Here is a 17,896-nt window from a genome sequence, read left to right as displayed (position 1 = left end):
GCCCCCGCCCCCACGACCGAGCCCGCCGGCGACGCACGCCCCCACCCGGGCCCACCGGACAGGGCCGCCGCCGCCCTCGCCTCCGCCCCGGCCCCCGTGACCCGGCTCCCCGGCGTCGGCCCCGTCACCCACGCCGCCGTCCCCGACGGCACCTCCCAGGCCCTCGTGGTCACCGGCGCCTCCTCCGACTCCACCAGGTCCACCGCGACGCTCTACTCCCGCGACCCTGCCACCGGATGGAAGCCCCAGGCCGGCCCCTGGCCCACCCACAACGCGCTCCGGGGCTGGACCGCCGACCACACCGCGGGCGACCTGCGCACCCCCGTCGGGGTCTTCCGGCTCGGCGACGCGGGCGGCCGGCTGCCCGACCCCGGCGCCCTCCTGCCGTACGACCAGGACGAGCAGTTCGCGATCAGCGGCACCGGCTTCGCGGGCGAACCCCTCGAAGGCTCCTTCGACCACGTCATCGCCATCGACTACAACCGGGTGCCCGGCCGCAGCCCGCTCGACAAGGAGCGCCCCCTCGGCGCGGAGAAGGGCGGCGGCGTCTGGATCCACGTCGACCACGGCGGCCCCACCCAGGCCTGCGTCACCCTGGAGCGCGAGGACCTGCGCGAGCTGCTCCGCGCCCTCGACCCGGCCCGGGAACCCGTCGTCGTCATGGGCCCGGCCGCCGAACTGGCCCGCTGACACCGCCCGTCCACCGCGAACGCCGAGGGGCGCCCGGCTCTCCGCCGGGCGCCCCTCTCCGTCGTTCTCCGTCCCTCAGCTCCCGCCGGACGCGATCGCCCCGCGGAACGACGCCGTGTGGCTGCGGACCTGATCGGGCGACAGGTACGCGTCGGTGTACTCGAAGTCCTTCAGCGTCCCCGCCTTCGAGGCCAGGAACCCTGTCCTCACGTAGTCGTCACCGGCCAGGGCGTTGAGCACCCAGTTCGTCATCACCCGGGTCTTGGCCACGTTGGTCCGCAGCGCGCCCCAGTGGTAGGCGCGGGCCACGGCCTGCGCCGGCATTCCGTGCAGCTCCACGCCGAGCGGCTTCGACACGCCGTCCATCCCGCCGAGGTCCACCACGAGCCCCAGGTCCTTGTGCCGGTACGGGTGGAGCGGTTCGCCGCGCAGGGTCGAGACCAGGTTGTCGGCGACCGCCTTGCCCTGCCGCATGGCGTGCTGGGCCGTCGGCGGGCAGACCGCCCCCTCCTCGCCCTTGGCGAGGTCGGGCACCGCCGCCGCGTCCCCGAGCGCCCACACCCCGTCGAGCCCGGGCACGGCCATCTCGGGCGAGACCACGGCCCGGCCCTTGAGGGTCTCGGTGCCGAGCGTCCCGATGAGGGGGCTCGCCGCCACCCCGGCCGTCCAGATGAGGGTCCGGCTCGGCAGCACCCGCCCGTCCGTGAGCGTCACCGTCTTCTCGTCCACCGAGGCCACCGAGACCCCGAGCGACACCTCGATGCCGCGCCGGGTCAGGATGTCCATCGCGGCCTTGCCCAGCTTCTCGCCCAGCTCGGGCATGAGCCTCGGCGCGATGTCCACCAGGTGCCACTTGATGAGGTCCGGGTCGAGCCGCGGGTACCGCTTGACCGCGTTGTGGGTGAGCAGCTGGAGGCAGGCCGCCGTCTCCGTCCCGGCGTAGCCGCCGCCGACCACCACGAACTGCAGCCGCGCCGCCCGCTCCACGTCGTCGTTGCTCGCGTCCGCCAGGTCCAGCTGGGCGATGACGTGGTCGCGGATGTACACGGCCTCCGCGAGCGTCTTCATCCCGCGCGCGTGCTCGGTGAGGCCCGGGATGTCGAAGGTCCGGGTCACGCTGCCGGGCGCGAGCACGAGATGGTCGTACGGCTCGTTCACGTACTCCCCGGAGATCGTCCGCACCACGCAGACCTTCGCCGCGGTGTCGACGCCGACCACTCCACCGGGAACGATCCGGGTCCGGTGCCGCTCGCTGCGCCGCAGCGACAGGGCGACCGACTGCGGGGTCAGGACCCCCGCCGCCACCTGGGGGAGCAACGGCAGGTAGAGCTGGTACGAGAACGGCGAAAGGAGCGTGATGACCGCCTCCCGCTCCGCCAGCCGCCGTTCGAGCCGCCGTACGCAGGCCACTCCGGCGAAGCCGGCGCCCACCACGAGAATCCTCGGTCGCGTCACGCTGTCCGCCCTTCCGTATGAGCGTGCAAGGAGCCACTGGCTGTGGCCGGGTGCGACCACATGGCAACTTTTTGCCGACTACCCCTTGTTTACCCTTTTTATCGTCATTGCTGATGAATCGCTCTCCGGCGGGGCCGCCGTCTCCGAGTGGGGCCCACCCGGGCCCCGGGTGCGCCCCGGCACCGCCGGTCCCGCCCTCGGCTACCCCCTCCGGCCGTTCTCACCGCTCCCTCCCGCCACCGTCCCTTTCCGCCGCCGGACCCGCCGCCCCTCGGAGGACCGCGATCCCCAGGGGCCGCGACCCCGCCGCCAGCCGGCGGGTGCCGCCCGAGGCCAGGTCCACGACGGTCAGGCCGTCCCAGTACCCGTCCCGGGTGAACCCGCCGGTGACGTAGGCCGTGCGCCCGTCCCGCGACACGGCCACGTCCTCGTGCGGCCCCTCCAGCGGATACACCCGCTCCCTCCCGTCCGGCGTACGCACCGTCAGGGACGGCCCCCGGTCCGCGTCCGGATCGATCGGCCCCGTGCCCACGGCGAGGAGCGTCCCGTCGGCCGTCACGGCGACCCCGTGCTGATGGGTGTTCGCGGTCATCGGCTCGATCCCGGTCCGGCCCGTCCGGGGATCGACCACGGCCAGCCGCTCGCCCTCGAACGGAAGCAGCAGCCTCCCGTCCGAGGGCCGCACCGCCGCGTAGTGCGGCTTGAGCCAGGAGCCGAGACCGCCCTCCGTGCCGTACGGGGCGACCTCCACCCGCCGGGCCTCCAGCGTCCCCGCCGCGACGACCGTGACGTCGAAGGAGTCGTGGTTCGTCGCGTACACCTCGGTGCCGTCCTCCGACACGTCCACGTCGAACGGGCGCCGGCCGACCGGCACCGCGTCCGTCACCCGCAGCGCCGCCGTGTCGACCACCTCCAGGGCGCCGTTCCCGCCGGGCACGTTGACCCCCACGTACGCCCGGCGCCCGTCCGGTGCCAACGCGATGCCCATGCCGCCGCCCCGGTACTCGCCCGTGGTCACGGGCCCGGTGTCCGTCCGGTACGGGATCAGGGCGAGCCGTTTCCGGGCCGCGGTGTCCACCACCGCCACCCCCTCGGCGGTCGCCACCCAGGCGCGCCCGTCGGCGCCGAGCGCCAGACCGTACGGCGCGGTGCCCACCTCCACGGACCCGGTGGCCCCCCGTGCGGGGTCCACGAAGGTGACCGTGCCGGAGCCGAAGTCGGCGACGAGCAGGGTGCCGGGAGCGGGCCCGCCGCCGGAGCCGGGGGAGGACGGGACACCGGCCGCCGCCGGGCCTGGCGCGGCCCCGCTCCCGGAGCCCTGGGCGCACCCCGTGAGCAGGGCGGCGGCCACCGCGCCGGGCAGCAACGCCCGGGCGGTGCGGGACGGACGGCGGGACTTCGTCATGACGGACTCCTCGGGACGGCGACCGCGCGGACGACCCCCGGAGGCCCGCCCGGCGGATCGTGGCCGAGGGGGAGACGGGTCCGCGCCCTGCGTCGATCCTCCGCCCGCCCCGCCCCCCCACGGTCCGCCGGGCGGCCCCCGCCCCGCGTCGGAACGGACGACACCGGGGTCGGCCGAACGGACGACCCCGTTCCCGCCGCGGGAGGGCCGCTCCGGTGGTTACGGTGGCGCCATGACCGAGCTCTGGAACGAGTCCGCCCCGGGGGTCCTCCGGCTGCCCTCCGGGCGCCTGGTGCGCGGCAGGGGCCTGCGCCGCCCGCTGCCCGAGGGCCCCGTCCCGACGTACGCCGTCCACCTCCTGGGCCGGACGCCTCCCGGGACGCCCTGGGAGTCCGTCTGGCTGCGCTGGCCGGACTTCCGGCTCCCCGCCGACCGGGACACGGCCCGTTCCGTCCTCGCCGAGGCCTGGGAGCGCGCCGCCGGGGAGCGCGTCGAGGTCGCCTGCGGCGGCGGCCGGGGCCGCACCGGCACGGCCCTGGCGGTCCTCGCCGTCCTCGACGGGGTCCCGGCCGGGGAGGCGGTCGCGTACGTGCGCCGCCACTACGACCGGCACGCCGTGGAGACCCCCTGGCAGCGCCGCTACGTCCGCCGGTTCACGCCGTGACGCCCTCCAGGAAGGACAGCACCCGCTCGGCGCACAGCGCCGCCGCCTCCGGCGCGTAGGACGCCGTCCCGCGCTCCGCGAACAGGTGCGCGCTCCCCGGATACAGGAAGAGCTCCCGGTCCGCCGCGCCCGCCACCAGCCCGCGCGCCGCCGCCAGGTCCCCGTCGTCGGTGAAGTACGGGTCCGCGTCCATCCCGTGCACCTGCACGGGCACGCCCTCCGGCCACTCCTCCGCGAAGGCGTCCGCCGGCAGGCAGCCGCTGAGCAGAAGGGCGCCGCGGGCCCCGGGACGGGTCTGCGCCAGCTTCTGCGCGGGCATCACGCCGAGCGAGAAGCCCGCGTACACGAGATCCTCCGGCAGTTCCCCGGCGGTCCGGGCGGCCCGCTCCGCGAAGCCGGTCCGCGAGGAGTGGGCGACCCCCTCCGCCAGGTCCTCGAAGGTGCGCCCTCCGTACAGGTCGGGCACGTGCACCGTGTGTCCGGCACGCCGCAGCCCGTCCGCGAAGGCGCGGACGCCCTCCGTCAGCCCGAGCGCGTGGTGGAAGAGCAGAACCTCGGCCATGTCGTCATCTCCTGGTCGCCGTGCGCGGCCCGCCCCTTCCGCTGAGCGAGCCGTCCCGGGAGGCAGCATGGCGCACGGCACCGACAACGCCCCCGGGCCTGGGGAGCCGGACCCGGAGAGGAGCCGCTACCGCTGCGGCCGGTGCGCGACGACCGCGCCCGCCGCCTGGCCCACGACGCCCATGGGACCCGTGACGCCCATCGGGCCGCCGGAGCCGCCGGGACCGCCCGGGCCCATCGGACCCCCCGGGCCCACGGGGCCGCCCGGCCCCATGGGGGCACCGGCCCCGGCGTGCGGCGCGGGAGCGCCCTGCGGCGGAACCTGGATGACCCGGCTCAGGTCCCGCAGGACCTCCTCCGCGGTCTGGCGGACGTCACCGGGAACATCCCCCCGTTCCCGTATGAGCTCGGCGTAGATCGGTGCCGTGCCGTCCGAGTGGCTCATGGGGCTCGCTTCCTTCGTCTGCGCCGGCGTCCGTCACCGACAGGGCGACGGCGAGTCTACGGGGCACCACCGACACGACCGGGCCCGGGAGCCCGCTCGTCACCCCGGCGGACGCCCCCCGGTCCGATAATCACTGTTCTCCGCCCCCCTTCCGTCCGAGAATGGATCATCGAACACCACGGGAGGGGACCCCATGAGCCAGGACACCCTGACTCTGCACGACCTGATGACGCCCGACGAGCTCGCCGCCGCCCTCGCCGACGGCCACGTGACGCGGAAACCGCACCCCGAGCTGCCGCTGTCGATCTACACGTACACGCGCGCGTGCCAGTACGCCCAGCACTGGAACCGGGCCACCCTCCGCTGCCGCGGCCTCGTCGCCGACGACACCACCGGGCGGATCGTCGGACTGCCCCTCCCCAAGTTCTTCAACCTCGCCGAGCACGCCACCGGCAGCCCCTACGCGCCCCCGCTGCCCGACGAGCCCTTCGAGGTGTACGACAAGGTCGACGGCAGCCTCGCCGTGGTCTTCCACTACGCGGGCCGCTGGCACGCCGCCTCCAAGGGCTCCTTCACCAGCTCCCAGGCCGTCTGGGCGCAGCGCCGCCTCGACGCCGCCGACACCGGGGGCCTGGTGCCCGGCACCACCTACCTCGCCGAGATGCTCTACCCGGGCAACCGCATCGTCGTGAACTACGGCGAGCGCCGCGACCTCGTCCTGCTCGCCGCCTTCGGCCCGGACGGCACCGAGGTGCCGCTCGCCGAGGCCGCCGCCTCCTGGGCGCCCCTCGGCAGCGTCGTCCGCACCTGGTCCGTCGCCACCCTCGACGAACTCGTCGCCCTCACCGAGTCCAACACCCTGCCGGGTGGCCACCGGGCCACCGGCACCGACGCCGAGGGCTTCGTGCTGCGCTTCGCCTCCGGCCTGCGCGCCAAGGCCAAGCTCAGCGAGTACGTCCGCCTCCACAAGGTGCTCACCGGCGTCACCGAGCGCGACATCTGGCGCGGCCACGGCATCCAGCGCTTCGCCGGCCTGCCCGCCGGCCAGGTCGCCAAGGGCCTCGGCTGCCCCGTCGCCGACGTCGAGGCCTCCGGCGGCAAGCCCCTCGACGCCCTCCTCGAACAGGTCCCCGACGAGTTCGACCAGTGGGTGCGCGGGGTGATCGCCCGCCTGGAGGCGACCGCCGCCGACCGCGAGCGGGCCGTGGACGAGGCGTACGACCGCCTGGCCCACCTCGCGGGCGACCGGGCCGCCTTCGCCCGCGCCGCCGCCGCGCTGCCCGACAAGGGCCTGCGCGCCGCCCTCTTCCAGCGCCTCGACGGGCGCCCGACCGACCTCCTCCTCTGGCGGCAGATCCGCCCCGAGGCCACCGACCCCTTCGCCCACGACCAGGAGAACTGACCGTGCCCGTCGTCCACCTCATGACCGGACTTCCCGCCTCGGGAAAGACCACGGCCGCCCGCGCCCTCCAGGCCGACGCCGAGGGGCGCATGCGCCGCGTCAACCTCGACGACCTGCGCGCCATGCTCGACCTGCCCGACCCGGAGCGCGGCCGCTCGCACACCCACGAGCAGACCGTCCTCGCCGTCCAGGACGCCGCCGTCCGCGCGGCCGTCGACGGCGGCTTCGACGTCGTCGTCGACAACACCCACCTGACCCCGCACGTCCCCAAGCGGCTCAAGGCCGCCGTCGCGGGCCTGGACGTCACCTTCGCCGTCCACGACTTCACCGGCGTGCCCGTCGAGGAGTGCGTCCGCCGCGACGCCGCCCGCGAGCGGCCCGTCGGCGAGGAGATCATCCGCATCCTCGCCGACAAGCACGCCAAGGCCACCCGGAACGGCTGGCGCCTGACCGCCGACTGGCTGAACGACCGGCCCGCCACCGAGCCCTACGTCGCGGACCCGGCGCTCCCCACCGCCGTCATGTGCGACATCGACGGCACCCTCGCCCTGCGCGTCGACCGCGGCCCGTACGACTTCACCCGCTGCGACCGCGACGCCCTCAACATCTCCGTGCGCGACGCCCTGCGGGCCTTCCGGAACGCCGAGCGCGACCGGATCGTCCTCCTCTCCGGACGCAGCGAGGACCACCGCGCCCTCACCGAGGAGTGGCTCGCCCGCCACGAGGTGCCGTACGACGAACTGTGGATGCGGGCCTCCGGCGACGGCCGGGGCGACGACCTGGTCAAGGCGGAGCTCTTCGACTCCCACGTACGCCACCGCTACGCCGTCCGCGTCTCCCTCGACGACCGGGACCGCGTCGTGGCCCTCTGGCGCCGCATGGGCCTGCCCACCTGGCAGGTCAACTACGGCGCCTTCTGACGGGCGGCCCGGGGGCGGCGCCGGCCGCCCCCGGCGCCGTGTCAGGATCGTGGGATGGTGGAAAAGATCATCGCGGCGTGCGACGGCGCGTCGAAGGGAAACCCCGGCCCCGCGGCCTGGGCGTGGGTCATCGGCCGGGCCGACGGCTCGGTCGACCGCTGGGAGGCGGGCCCGCTCGGCCGGGCGACCAACAACGTGGCCGAACTCACGGCCCTGGAAAGGCTCCTGGAGGTCCTCGACCCCGACGTGCCCGTCGAGGTCCGCATGGACTCGCAGTACGCCATGAAGGCGGTCACGACCTGGCTGCCCGGCTGGCGCCGCAAGGGCTGGAAGACCGCCTCCGGCAGCCCGGTCGCCAACAAGGACCTGGTGGTCCGCATCGACGCGCTCCTCACCGGCCGCGACGTCGACTTCGTCCACACCCCCGCGCACTAGGTCGACGGTGACCCCCTCAACGACGCCGCCGACCGCGCGGCCAGCCACAGCGCCCGCACCCAGGAGGCAGCGGGCTCCGCCGCCGGCAGCCCGCTGCCCCCGCCGGAGGCGCCCGCACGGGCCTCCGCGCCCCGCTCGCGCTCCTCCGCGCCCTCCGGCTCCCGGACCGGGACCGGGGGCGCCTCCGCCACCCGCCGGACACGCCCGTCCGGCGGCACGCTCAAGGCGAGATTCGCGGGCCGCTGCCGCTGCGGCAAGGCCTACGACAAGGGCGAGACCATCAGCAGGAACCCCGACGGCTGGGGCCATCCCACCTGCGTCTGAACGGCCGGGCCGTCCGACTGGCGGGCGGCCCCGTCCGTTGCGTGAGACCGGCGCGTCCGGGGCGCGCGAGAGGCTTCACCCACCCGTGTACGCGGGTTCGTCCGGGGTTCTGTTCTCGGGACGGCCGGGGCTGCATACTGTCCTCCTCGCACCGGTGACGAACCGCTCTCACCTGCTCATTCGTCGTTCTCACGACATGGTCGGCACCGGCGAGAACCTCCCTCCAGCTACCGCCGCGGACCTCCGTGACGGGAGCCTCCCCTGCCCGTGAAAGACCCGAGGTTCCGTGCCAGTACCTGTTCTCCTGACCGGGCGCTCCGTGCGCCTGGAGCCGCTGGCGATGCGGCACGCCGAAGCCCTCGCCCGGGCCGGCGGGGCGGACCGATCGGCCTACGCCTTCACCCCCGTGCCCGACGGCCTCGAATCGGCCCTCGACTACATCGCCCGCGCCCTCGCGGACCAGGCCGCGGGCCGCTGCCTGCCCTTCGCCGTGGTCAGTACCGCCGACGAACGGGTCGTCGGCTCCACCCGCTTCCTCGAACTCGACTACTGGCGGGGTCCGCTGGTCTGGCCGCCGGTCCCCGGCATGCCCCACGGCGATCCGCTGACCGCCGTCCCGGACGCCGCCGAGATCGGCAACACCTGGATCGCGGGAGCCGCCCGGGGCACCGGCATCAACACCGAGGCCAAGTACCTCATGTTCCGGCACGCCTTCGAGGTCTGGGGGGTCCGGCGCATCACCCTGCGCGCCGACGCCCGCAACACCCGTTCCAGGATCGCGATCGAACGCCTCGGCGCGACCTGCGAGGGCGTCCGCCGCGCCCACTCCCGCGGCCTCGACGGCGCCGTCCGCGACACGGCCTTCTACTCGGTCCTCGACGACGAGTGGCCCACCGTCCGCGACATCGTCGAACTCCGCATGTCCGCCCCGCGCCAGGTCCGCGTGCCGCAGGACCTGCTCCCGGCCTGAGGCCCGCGACCGCCGCACCGGCTCCCCGGGGCGGCGGTCGCACGCGCCCCGGTACGGTGGCCGGGACAGCGAGCCGTACCGCCCGAAGGGACCGAGTGACCGTGCCGACCGGAACCGCCGACGTACTCCTCCGGACGGAGGGCCGCGCCGGGTTCGTCACCCTGAACCGGCCCCGCGCCCTCAACGCGCTCACCCACGCGATGGTCCTCGCCGTCGACGCGGCCCTCACCGCCTGGGAGCACGACCCGGCCGTGGAGACGGTCGTGATCGAGGGGGCGGGCGAGCGCGGCCTGTGCGCGGGCGGAGACATCCGCGCCATCCACGACGACGCCCGCGCCGGAGGCACCGCCTCCGCCGCCTTCTGGCGGGACGAGTACCGGCTCAACGCCCGGATCGCCCGCCACCCCAAGCCGTACGTGGCCCTCATGGACGGCATCGTCATGGGCGGCGGCGTCGGAATCTCCGCCCACGGCTCCCACCGCGTCGCCACCGAACGCTCCAGGGTCGCCATGCCCGAGACCGGCATCGGGTTCGTCCCCGACGTCGGCGGCACCCGCCTCCTCGGGCGCGCCCCCGGCGAACTCGGCACCCACCTCGCCCTCACTGGCACCCCCGTCGGCGCCGCCGACGCGATCCTCACCGGCCTCGCCGACCGGTACGTCCCCGCCGCCGAACTCCCCGCCCTGGCCGACGACCTGACGCGCCTGCCCGCCGACGAAGCCCTCGCCCGCCACGCCGCCGAGCCCCCGGCCGGCGTCCTGGCCGGGCAGCGGGAGTGGATCGACGCCTGCTACGCCGCCCCGACCGTCGAGGAGATCGTCGAGCGCCTCTTCGACACCGGCCTCCCCGCCGCCAAGGAGGCGGCCGCCACCCTCCTCGCGAAGTCCCCGACCGCGCTCAAGGCCACCCTGGCCGTCCTCCGCCGCTCCCGCGCCCTCGCCACCCTCGAAGAGGTCCTGGACCTGGAGTACCGCGCCTCCTGCGCCGCCCTGACCACCCCCGACCTGGTCGAGGGCATCCGCGCCCAGGTGATCGACAAGGACCGCGACCCGCACTGGACCCCCGCCGCCCTCGAAGCCGTCACGGACGCGGACGTCGCCCGCTACTTCGCGCCGCCGCCCGGTGGAGACCTGGGCCTCGCCGCCGCCGCCGAGGAGGAGACCGGACGGGACCCCGGGGCCCGCGCGTGACCACGACCACCTCCTTCCAGCCGGTGCTCGACCGCATCGCCGAGGAGATCGCGGGACTCGCCGAGCGGGGCACGCCCGCCGACTACATCCCCGCCCTCGCCGCCGGCGACCCGGCCGACTTCGGCATGGCCGTCGCCGAACTCGACGGCACCGTCCACGGAGTGGGGGACTGGCGGCGCTCCTTCTCCACCCAGTCCGTCACCAAGGTCTTCACCCTCGCGCTCGCCCTCGCCGGAGAGGGCGACACCCTCTGGACCCACGTCGGCCGGGAACCCTCCGGCGACCCGTTCAACTCCCTCGTCCAGCTGGAGTACGAGAACGGCATCCCGCGCAACCCGTTCATCAACGCCGGCGCCCTCGTCGTCACCGACCGCCTGCACCGCCTCACCGGCGACGCCTCCGGGAGCCTCCTCGCCTTCCTGCGCGCCGAGAGCGGCAACCCGGACCTCGCCTTCGACCCGGACGTGGCCGCCTCCGAGGCCGCCCACGGTGACCGCAACGCGGCCCTCGCCCACTTCATGGCCTCCTACGGCAACATCACGGGCCCCGTCCCCGACCTGCTGCGCGAGTACTTCCGGCAGTGCTCCCTCGAAGCCTCCTGCGCCGACCTGGCGCTCGCCACCGGCTTCCTCGCCAGGCACGGCCTCCGCTCCGACGGCACCCGCCTGCTCACCCGGAGCCAGGCCAAGCAGGTCAACGCCGTCATGCTCACCTGCGGCACCTACGACGCGGCCGGCGACTTCGCCTACCGCGTCGGCCTCCCCGGCAAGAGCGGCGTCGGCGGGGCCGTCGTCGCCGTCGTCCCGGGCCGCTGCACCCTGTGCGTCTGGAGCCCCGGCCTGGACAGCCGGGGCAACTCGGTGGCGGGCGTCGCCGCCCTCGACCGGTTCACCACCATCACCGGCCTGTCCGTCTTCTGACCCGGAAGGACCCCGGGGCCGACCGTACGACGGGGTCTCAGGCCCGGCGCCGGCGCGCCCGCGGCGCCTCGACGGACCGCCCGCAGCCACCCTCCAGGGCCCCGGCCGCCGTCCGCCAGGCCTCGGTGACCGCCCCGTGCGCGAGCGCCGTCGCCTCGGCCACGTCGGCGGGCAGCGTCAGCGGCGCCCCGATGTGCACGTGGAGACCCGGCCTGCGGACGGGCGCCGTGAGCACCCCGGCGAGTTGCTTCGCCCGCCCGCCGGAGGTGATCCGCCGGGCTCCCGCCTGACCGATCGGCACCACCTGCGCCCCGGTGGCCAGGGCGAGCCGGGCGAGTCCGGTCCGGAACGCCTCGGGCGGGCTCTCGGCGGAGTCGCGGCGCGGCGGGATGCGCCCCTCCGCGTACAGCATCACGTGCCGCCCCGACGCGAGCGCGACCGCCGCCCGGTCGAGGGCCGCCGCCGCGTGGGCCGTGCCCCGGTGCACGGGCACGTGCCCCTCGCGGGTCAGGGCCCGGCCGAGGACCGGGACCCGCCAGAGCCCCGAGGTGGCCATCAGGACGGGTTCGACCGCGAGCCGCCGGCGGAGCGCGGCGAGCACGAGCGCCGGGTCCGCGAGCGAGGTGTGGTTCACGACCAGGATGCTGCCGGGCGCGAGACGCGTCCCCGGGTCGGCGGTGACGGTCAGTCGCCCGAAGAACGGGACGACGCGGGCGGCGATGCGGCTGAGCACGGGCGGGCCCCCTGGAGCCGAGGACGACGGGCTGACCCCGTCATCGTCGCGGGGCCGGGGCGGCCCCGGCATGGGCGGACGTACTCAGCCGCCGTGCTCCGGCGTACTCAGGACGGGAGCCGGTGCCCCGGTACGCTCCCCGCCGGTCTACGCTGAGCCCGGACGGCCCGGTACGACGGGCCGGAACGGACGGGGGAGGTGCCGGGCGGTGGAAGGTTCCGCACGGCGCCTCGCGGCCCTCGTCCCCGCGCTGCTCTGCGCGATCTGGTCCCTGATCCTCACCCCGGCGGCCTCCGCCCCGGCGTCCGTTCCCGTCCCGGCGTCCGCCCCCCTCCCGGTGTCCGCCCCCGTTTCCGCCCAGCGCCTCGTGCCGCCCGAGCCGCATCTCGCGCCCGCCGCCGTCGCGGGGCTTCCGGCCGTCGTCGAGCACTCCGTGCGGTTCCCGGCGCTGCCCGCCGCCCCCGCGGCCGCGCCCGTCGACCTCTCCCTCCCCCTCCGTGGCCTCCTCGCCGGCGATCCCCGCCGCGAGCGGGCGCCGCCCGGCGGCCCCCACGTCCCGAGGGACCCCCGGGGCCCTCCCTCCACCCGGCACAGCTGACGTTCCCCCGCGTCGCCGTCCGGGCCCCCGGCATGCCCACGGGCCGGCCGCCGGCGCGCATCCGACCGTACGTCCGGCACGGGAACGGCCCGCGCGCCCTCCGGGGCGGCGCCCGCCGGCCCGTGCGCTGCCTGTGGAGTACCCATGTCCTCTCGTGCCGTGCTGTGGCGCGCGCTCCTCGCGCTCGCCGTCGTCGCGCTCTCCCTCTGGATCACCCTGACCACCCCGCCCCGCCTCGGACTCGACCTGCGCGGCGGCACCCGCATCGTCCTCCAGACCGAGGACGGCCCCACCACCCGCGCCGACGCCGCGGCCACCGACCGCGCCCTGGAGGTGCTCCGCAAGCGCGTCGACGGCCTCGGTGTCGCGGAGCCCTCCCTCGCCCGGTCCGGCGAGCGCCGCATCGTCGTCGAACTCCCCGGCCTGCGCGACCCGCGCCGGGCCGCCGAGACCATCGGCCGCACCGCCCAGCTCACCTTCCACGCCGTCACCGGGGAGGCGAAGGGACCGGAGGGACCGGCCGCCGCCGACGGCGCCCGCGTCCTCGCCGACCCCGACGCGCCCGGCCGCTTCCTCGCGCTGGCCGCCCCCGCCCTCACCGGCGACGGGGTCGAGGGCGCGGAAGCCGTCCTCGACACCACGAGCGGCCGGGGCTGGACCGTCGACCTCTCCTTCCGCGACCGGGCCGCGGGCGACTGGGCGCGGATCACCGGTGCCGCAGCCTGCGCGTCCCCCGGCGACCCGGCCCGCAGGGTCGCCATCGTCCTCGACGACCGGATCGTCTCCGCGCCCGGCATGCAGAACGGCGTCCCCTGCGGGGCGGGCATCGGCGGCGGCTCCGCGCAGATCACCGGCGGCTTCTCCGGCCAGGAGGCCCGCGACCTCGCCGCGCTCGTCCAGGGCGGCGCGCTGCCCGTCCCGGTGACGACGGTCGAGCAGAGCACCGTGGGTCCGACGCTCGGCGCGGAGGCGATCCGGGCCAGCGCCCTGGCGGCGGTGATCGGCCTCGCCTGCACCGGCCTCTTCGTCATCGCCGTCTACCGGCTCCTCGGCCTCCTCGCCACCGTCGCCCTCCTCCTGTACGGCCTGATCTCGTACGCCGCCGTGGTCGCCCTGGGCGCCACCCTCACCCTGCCGGGACTCGCCGGCTTCGTCCTGGCCGTCGGCATCGCCGTCGACGCCAACGTCCTGGTCTTCGAACGGGCCAGGGAGGAGTACGCCGCCCTGGGCGGGAACGCCGCGCGCGATCCGCGGCGGCCGGTGACGACGGCGTTCGGCAAGGTGTGGAGCGCGGTCGCGGACTCCCACGTCACCACCCTGCTCGCCGCCGGACTGCTGTTCGTCTTCGCCACCGGACCGGTCAAGGGCTTCGGCGTGACGCTCGCCGTCGGCGTCGTGACCTCGCTCCTCACCGCCATGGTGGTCACCCGCCTCCTCGCCGACCTGACGCTCCGGCTGCCCGCCGTGCGCAGGCGGCCCGCGGTGACCGGCATCGCGGGACTCGGCCGGCTGCGGACCCGGCTCACCCGCCGCGTACCGCGTCTGACGGCCCGTCGCCGCCGCTGGCTGACGGGCTGCGCCGGGCTCCTCCTCGTGGCCCTCGCCGGAATCGGCGTCCGGGGCATGGAGTTCGGCGTCGAGTTCACCGGCGGCCGGGTCGTCCAGTACGCGGCCGACCGCCCGGTGGACGCCGACGCGGCCCGCGCGGCCGTCACGGCCGCCGGCTTCCCCGACGCCGTCGTGCAGACCACCGGCGAGGGGGACGTGTCGGTACGGGTGAAGGAGACCGGCGACGGCGAGCAGCGGGAGATCAGGGAGGCGCTCACCGGGGTCGCCGGGCCGGTGACGGTGGAGCGCGACGACCTGATCGGACCGAGCCTGGGCAGCGAGCTGCGCACCCACGCCCTGCTCGCACTCGGTCTGGCGGTCGCGGCCCAGCTCCTCTATCTGACGGTCCGGTTCCGCTGGACGTACGCGACGGCCGCCGTCGCCGCCATGACCCAGGACGTCCTCCTGGTGATCGGCCTGTTCGCCTGGCTGGGCAAGCCGGTGGACAGCGTCTTCCTGGCCGCCCTGCTGACCGTCGTCGGCTACTCGGTCAACGACTCCGTCGTGGTCCTCGACCGGCTGCGGGAACTGCGGCGGCGCGGCGGCGGCGTACCGCTGACCGACCTGGCCGACCGGGCGGTCGCCCAGACCCTTCCGCGTACGGTCAACACGGGCATGGGCGCGCTCTTCGTCCTGGTGGCGCTCGCCGCCCTGGGCGGGGACTCGCTCACGGACTTCTCGGTCGCGCTGCTCGCCGGCGTCGTCCTGGGCATGGCGTCCACCGTCTTCACCGCGATCCCGCTGGCCGTGACCCTGGAGACCCGTCACCCGGCTCCCGCCCCGGCACCGGCGCCGGCGAAGCGCCGCCGCACGGGCGCCGTCGTCTGACCCCGCTCGTCGCCCCGCCCGCGCACGGCGGGGCGACGGGACCACGGGGCGCGTCGTGGCCCCGCGGGACCGGGCGGAGAATCCGGGCATGACGACGAACACCCCGGGCACCGCCGTCGCGGAAGCGGCGTGGCGGGAGCTGCTCGCCTCCGACCGGGTGAGCGCCGACCTGGTCGCGGCGGCGTACGCCGAGCCGCGGCTGCGCCGGCTCCTTCCCCGGACCGGCACGTGGGAACTGCACTTCAGCCGCTGCACCGAGCAGCGCTGGACGGGGGACGTGCCCTGCGTCGGCCCGACGGCGGCCGGCCCGGACCACACCGGGCCGTACTACGTCGAGGGGCCCTCGCGGTCGCGGAGGATCGGTGTGGCCGGCACGGCGCGGGAGGCGGTCGCCAGGGTGGTCGAGCGCCTCCCGCCCGGCCGCGGCCCGGCGTTCGTCGGCACGCCCGGGGAACTCGCCGCGTACGAGGGCGGGAAGGGGACCTGACCGCCCGTCAGCCGGGCAGCTCGGCCTCGATCAGGTCGGCGGCGCGCCGCGTGCCGCCCTCGCGGGCCATCGACTCCCGGATCTCACGCGCCCGGCGGGCCACCTCGGGGTCGCCGACGAGCGCGAGGACGGCCTCCCGCAGCCGTTCGGGGGTCACCTCCTCCAGCGGCAGGTGCCGTGCCACGCCCAGGGACTGGAGCATGTCGGCGTTGCCGAACTGGTCGGTGGCCAGGGGCACGGCCACCATGGGGGTGGCGGTGGCCAGGCCCTCCTGGCTGCCGCCCGCGCCCGCGTGGGTGACGAAGGCGTCGGCCTGCCGCAGGATCGCGAGCTGGGGCACCCAGGAGTGCACCTCCACGTTGTCCGGCAGGGCGCCGAGTTCGGCCGGGTCGACGAACTTGCCGATCTGGAGGACGACGTGCCAGCCCGGCAGGCCGCCGAACGCCTCGACACAGGCCCGGTAGAAGTCGGGCTGCTTGGTGAGGGCGGAGCCCAGGGAGACCAGGAGGACCTTCTCCGCGCCGGCCGGCCGGTGCCACTCGCCCTGGTCGGCGCGGTCGCCCTGGCAGGCGCCGACGAAGGTGTAGACGGACTCGTCGACCCGGTCGGCCTGCGGCTGGAGGGCGCGCGGGATGAGGACGAGAGCGCGGCGCGGACGGGCGACGAACCGGTCGGGCGGGGTGTCGATGCCGTGCTCGGCGAGCCACTTCTCGAACCGGGCGTAGTACGCCTTGCCGCGCGGCGAGGTCTTGAGCTCGGCGTACATCGGCTCGGCGACCTCCTCCTCGTACCCCTCCCACGGCACGAGGTTCGGCCAGAGGGAGACGGCGGGGACGCCCCACGTGCGGGCGAGGACGCCGGCCGGGTACGAGGTGATGTCGTGGAGCACCAGGTCCGGGCGGTCCCCGTCGAAGGCCTTCGCGAGTTGGGGGAGCGTCTGCACGGCGTCGTCCAGGAACGGTTCGATGAGGTCGATCAGCTCGGTGCCCCAGGCGTCCGGGTCCTCGTCGGTCGGCAGCGTCGAGGTGTAGACGACGGGGGTGGCGCCGGTCTCCGCGACCTTCTCGGCGAAGGAGGCGGGGACGGCGTAGCTGACGCGGTGGCCCCGGGCGACGAGTTCGCGGACGACCTCCAGGCTGGGGTTCACATGGCCGTGGGCGGCGATGGAGAACATGGCGATGTGTGCGGGGGAAGCGGTGGGCATGCCCTCACCCTAGGCGAGACGAGACGTATCGTCTAGTTGGTTTTCCGGAAGCCGCTCCGGGTGCGGGCCGTCCCGTCGGGGCGGCACCTCCCGTCGGGGCGGCGTTCACCGCCGGGTGCGGTCGACGCCTCCCCATATTGATGTGCCCATGCCACGATGGCGCATGCCGTACGACGCCCCGCGGCGCCGTACGTCCTCGCACGCCCGCGCACGCTCCCGTACCTCCTCGCCCTTCCTCGCCGACCGCCCGTCCGACCCAAGGGGACGCAGTTGAAGACATCCGCGTACGCCGCCCGGGGCGCCCTCGCCCTCGCCGGTGCCCTCGCGCTGGTCATCGCCCTCCCGAGCAGCGCGCTCGCCGCACCGCCCGCCGCCCTGCCCGGCAGCGCCGACGCCCTGGAGCGGACCTTCCAGCCGGCCTTCGACTACGACAAGGACGGCTGCTACCCCACCGCCGCGATCGGACCCGACGGCACCCTCAACGGCGGCCTCAAGCCGTCCGGCGCCCTCAACGGGCAGTGCCGCGACGCCTCCGACCTCGCCGCCGTCAACGGCTACTCCCGCGCGAAGTGCAACAACGGCTGGTGCGCGATCCTCTACGGCCTCTACTTCGAGAAGGACCAGGCGGTGGCCGGCAGCGGCCTCGGCGGACACCGCCACGACTGGGAGCACGTCGTGGTGTGGGTGCGCGACGGCCGGGCGGAGTACGTCTCCACCTCCGCCCACGGGAACTTCGACACCCACGCCCGCGACCGGATCCGCTGGGACGGCGACCACCCCAAGGTCGTCTACCACAAGGACGGCATCGGCACCCACTGCTTCCGCCCCGCCAACGGCAACGACGAACCGCCCGAGAACCACCGGGGCACCTGGCAGTTCCCGGCCCTGGTCGGCTGGAACGGCTACCCCGCCGGCATCCGCGAGAAGCTCGTCGCGGCCGACTTCGGCAGCGCGCACTTCGGCCTCAAGGACGGAAGCTTCGCCGCCCACCTCGCCAAGGCCAAACCCGCCGGGATCACCTTCGACCCGAACGGCTGACCCGGCCCCCTCCGGGTGA

At 75.6% G+C, this 17,896-nt stretch carries 17 protein-coding genes and 1 pseudogene; 12 read left to right on the top strand and 6 right to left on the bottom strand.

Annotation, left to right across the window (positions count from 1 at the left end):
• Nucleotides 1-690: L,D-transpeptidase family protein (locus tag OO47_RS12045; protein WP_078489607.1), on the top strand; the 690-nt coding region annotated here is incomplete at its 5' end.
• 75 nt (nt 691-765) lie between these two features.
• On the opposite strand, the gene OO47_RS12040 is transcribed toward OO47_RS12045, so the two are convergent.
• On the bottom strand, nt 766-2,145 hold the full coding sequence (locus OO47_RS12040; RefSeq protein WP_030207972.1) for an NAD(P)/FAD-dependent oxidoreductase: 1,380 nt from the start codon (nt 2,143-2,145) through the stop codon (nt 766-768).
• Nucleotides 2,146-2,365: 220 nt separating this feature from the next.
• Nucleotides 2,366-3,550 carry a YncE family protein gene (locus tag OO47_RS12035; RefSeq protein WP_078489606.1) on the bottom strand — a complete coding sequence of 395 codons (1,185 nt, stop codon included), beginning with the start codon at nt 3,548-3,550 and terminating at the stop codon, nt 2,366-2,368.
• Nucleotides 3,551-3,782: 232 nt separating this feature from the next.
• Here OO47_RS12035 and OO47_RS12030 point away from each other — a divergent pair, with 232 nt between their 5' ends.
• Nucleotides 3,783-4,214, top strand: a complete 432-nt coding sequence (locus OO47_RS12030) for a protein-tyrosine phosphatase family protein (RefSeq protein WP_030207966.1) — start codon at nt 3,783-3,785, stop codon at nt 4,212-4,214.
• Here the strand turns inward: OO47_RS12030 and OO47_RS12025 are convergent.
• Both OO47_RS12025 and OO47_RS12020 read right to left on the bottom strand, forming a co-directional pair.
• Nucleotides 4,204-4,776 (bottom strand): dienelactone hydrolase family protein, encoded by a 573-nt coding sequence (locus tag OO47_RS12025; protein WP_030207964.1) that lies wholly within the window; start codon nt 4,774-4,776, stop codon nt 4,204-4,206. The genes OO47_RS12030 and OO47_RS12025 overlap by 11 nt on opposite strands.
• A gap of 126 nt (nt 4,777-4,902) precedes the next feature.
• The gene (locus tag OO47_RS12020; RefSeq protein ID WP_033208851.1) at nt 4,903-5,220 is read right to left on the bottom strand and encodes a hypothetical protein; all 318 of its coding nucleotides are present in this window, start codon (nt 5,218-5,220) and stop codon (nt 4,903-4,905) included.
• Nucleotides 5,221-5,413: 193 nt separating this feature from the next.
• Between OO47_RS12020 and OO47_RS12015 the strand changes: the two genes are divergently transcribed.
• From OO47_RS12015 to OO47_RS11990, 6 genes and pseudogenes are all read left to right on the top strand, one after another.
• Nucleotides 5,414-6,622 (top strand): RNA ligase, encoded by a 1,209-nt coding sequence (locus OO47_RS12015; RefSeq protein ID WP_030207958.1) that lies wholly within the window; start codon nt 5,414-5,416, stop codon nt 6,620-6,622.
• A 2-nt stretch (nt 6,623-6,624) separates the two neighbouring features.
• A complete protein-coding gene (locus OO47_RS33955) occupies nt 6,625-7,542 on the top strand; it encodes a phosphatase domain-containing protein (RefSeq protein WP_078489605.1) in 918 nt (305 codons plus the stop codon).
• A 54-nt stretch (nt 7,543-7,596) separates the two neighbouring features.
• Nucleotides 7,597-8,301 (top strand): annotated as a pseudogene (locus OO47_RS33350) (ribonuclease H family protein).
• 286 nt (nt 8,302-8,587) lie between these two features.
• On the top strand, nt 8,588-9,271 hold the full coding sequence (locus OO47_RS12000; protein WP_033208849.1) for a GNAT family N-acetyltransferase: 684 nt from the start codon (nt 8,588-8,590) through the stop codon (nt 9,269-9,271).
• Between the two features lie 101 nt (nt 9,272-9,372).
• Nucleotides 9,373-10,461 carry an enoyl-CoA hydratase/isomerase family protein gene (locus OO47_RS11995; protein ID WP_407696297.1) on the top strand — a complete coding sequence of 363 codons (1,089 nt, stop codon included), beginning with the start codon at nt 9,373-9,375 and terminating at the stop codon, nt 10,459-10,461.
• The gene (locus OO47_RS11990; protein WP_030207945.1) at nt 10,458-11,381 is read left to right on the top strand and encodes a glutaminase; all 924 of its coding nucleotides are present in this window, start codon (nt 10,458-10,460) and stop codon (nt 11,379-11,381) included. Before OO47_RS11995 ends, OO47_RS11990 begins: the two co-directional genes overlap by 4 nt.
• 37 nt (nt 11,382-11,418) lie before the next feature.
• Here the strand turns inward: OO47_RS11990 and OO47_RS11985 are convergent, their stop codons facing one another.
• A complete protein-coding gene (locus OO47_RS11985; protein ID WP_051715448.1) occupies nt 11,419-12,114 on the bottom strand; it encodes a lysophospholipid acyltransferase family protein in 696 nt (231 codons plus the stop codon).
• Between the two features lie 208 nt (nt 12,115-12,322).
• Here OO47_RS11985 and OO47_RS11980 point away from each other — a divergent pair, with 208 nt between their 5' ends.
• From OO47_RS11980 to OO47_RS11970, 3 genes are all read left to right on the top strand, one after another.
• Nucleotides 12,323-12,712, top strand: coding sequence for a hypothetical protein (locus OO47_RS11980; RefSeq protein ID WP_030207940.1), 390 nt, complete (start codon nt 12,323-12,325; stop codon nt 12,710-12,712).
• 144 nt (nt 12,713-12,856) lie between these two features.
• Nucleotides 12,857-15,148, top strand: a complete 2,292-nt coding sequence (gene secD, locus OO47_RS11975) for a protein translocase subunit SecD (RefSeq protein ID WP_030207938.1) — start codon at nt 12,857-12,859, stop codon at nt 15,146-15,148.
• Between the two features lie 88 nt (nt 15,149-15,236).
• Complete coding sequence (locus tag OO47_RS11970; RefSeq protein ID WP_234323137.1) at nt 15,237-15,635, top strand: DUF6193 family natural product biosynthesis protein; 399 nt, start codon at nt 15,237-15,239, stop codon at nt 15,633-15,635.
• A 7-nt stretch (nt 15,636-15,642) separates the two neighbouring features.
• Here OO47_RS11970 and mgt read toward each other — a convergent pair whose 3' ends face one another.
• Nucleotides 15,643-16,839 carry a macrolide-inactivating glycosyltransferase gene (gene mgt / locus OO47_RS11965; protein WP_030207933.1) on the bottom strand — a complete coding sequence of 399 codons (1,197 nt, stop codon included), beginning with the start codon at nt 16,837-16,839 and terminating at the stop codon, nt 15,643-15,645.
• A 270-nt stretch (nt 16,840-17,109) separates the two neighbouring features.
• Here mgt and OO47_RS11960 point away from each other — a divergent pair, with 270 nt between their 5' ends.
• A complete protein-coding gene (locus tag OO47_RS11960) occupies nt 17,110-17,877 on the top strand; it encodes an NPP1 family protein (protein ID WP_030207930.1) in 768 nt (255 codons plus the stop codon).
• Nucleotides 17,878-17,896 lie beyond the last annotated feature (19 nt).

Origin of the sequence: Streptomyces bikiniensis (assembly GCF_000716625.1) — a bacterium.
Classification (GTDB): Bacteria; Actinomycetota; Actinomycetes; order Streptomycetales; family Streptomycetaceae; genus Streptomyces; species Streptomyces bikiniensis.
The sequence above is the reverse complement of the archived record's forward strand: the minus strand, read 5'-3'. Positions and strand labels throughout refer to the sequence as shown.

Coding starts and splice junctions, on each gene's coding strand:
- OO47_RS12035 (WP_078489606.1), bottom strand. CDS start 3,550: ATGACGAAGTCCCGCCGTCCGTCCCGCACCGCCCGGGCGTTGCTGCCC.
- OO47_RS12030 (WP_030207966.1), top strand. CDS start 3,783: ATGACCGAGCTCTGGAACGAGTCCGCCCCGGGGGTCCTCCGGCTGCCC.
- OO47_RS12025 (WP_030207964.1), bottom strand. CDS start 4,776: ATGGCCGAGGTTCTGCTCTTCCACCACGCGCTCGGGCTGACGGAGGGC.
- OO47_RS12020 (WP_033208851.1), bottom strand. CDS start 5,220: ATGAGCCACTCGGACGGCACGGCACCGATCTACGCCGAGCTCATACGG.
- OO47_RS12015 (WP_030207958.1), top strand. CDS start 5,414: ATGAGCCAGGACACCCTGACTCTGCACGACCTGATGACGCCCGACGAG.
- secD (WP_030207938.1), top strand. CDS start 12,857: ATGTCCTCTCGTGCCGTGCTGTGGCGCGCGCTCCTCGCGCTCGCCGTC.
- OO47_RS11970 (WP_234323137.1), top strand. CDS start 15,237: ATGACGACGAACACCCCGGGCACCGCCGTCGCGGAAGCGGCGTGGCGG.
- mgt (WP_030207933.1), bottom strand. CDS start 16,839: ATGCCCACCGCTTCCCCCGCACACATCGCCATGTTCTCCATCGCCGCC.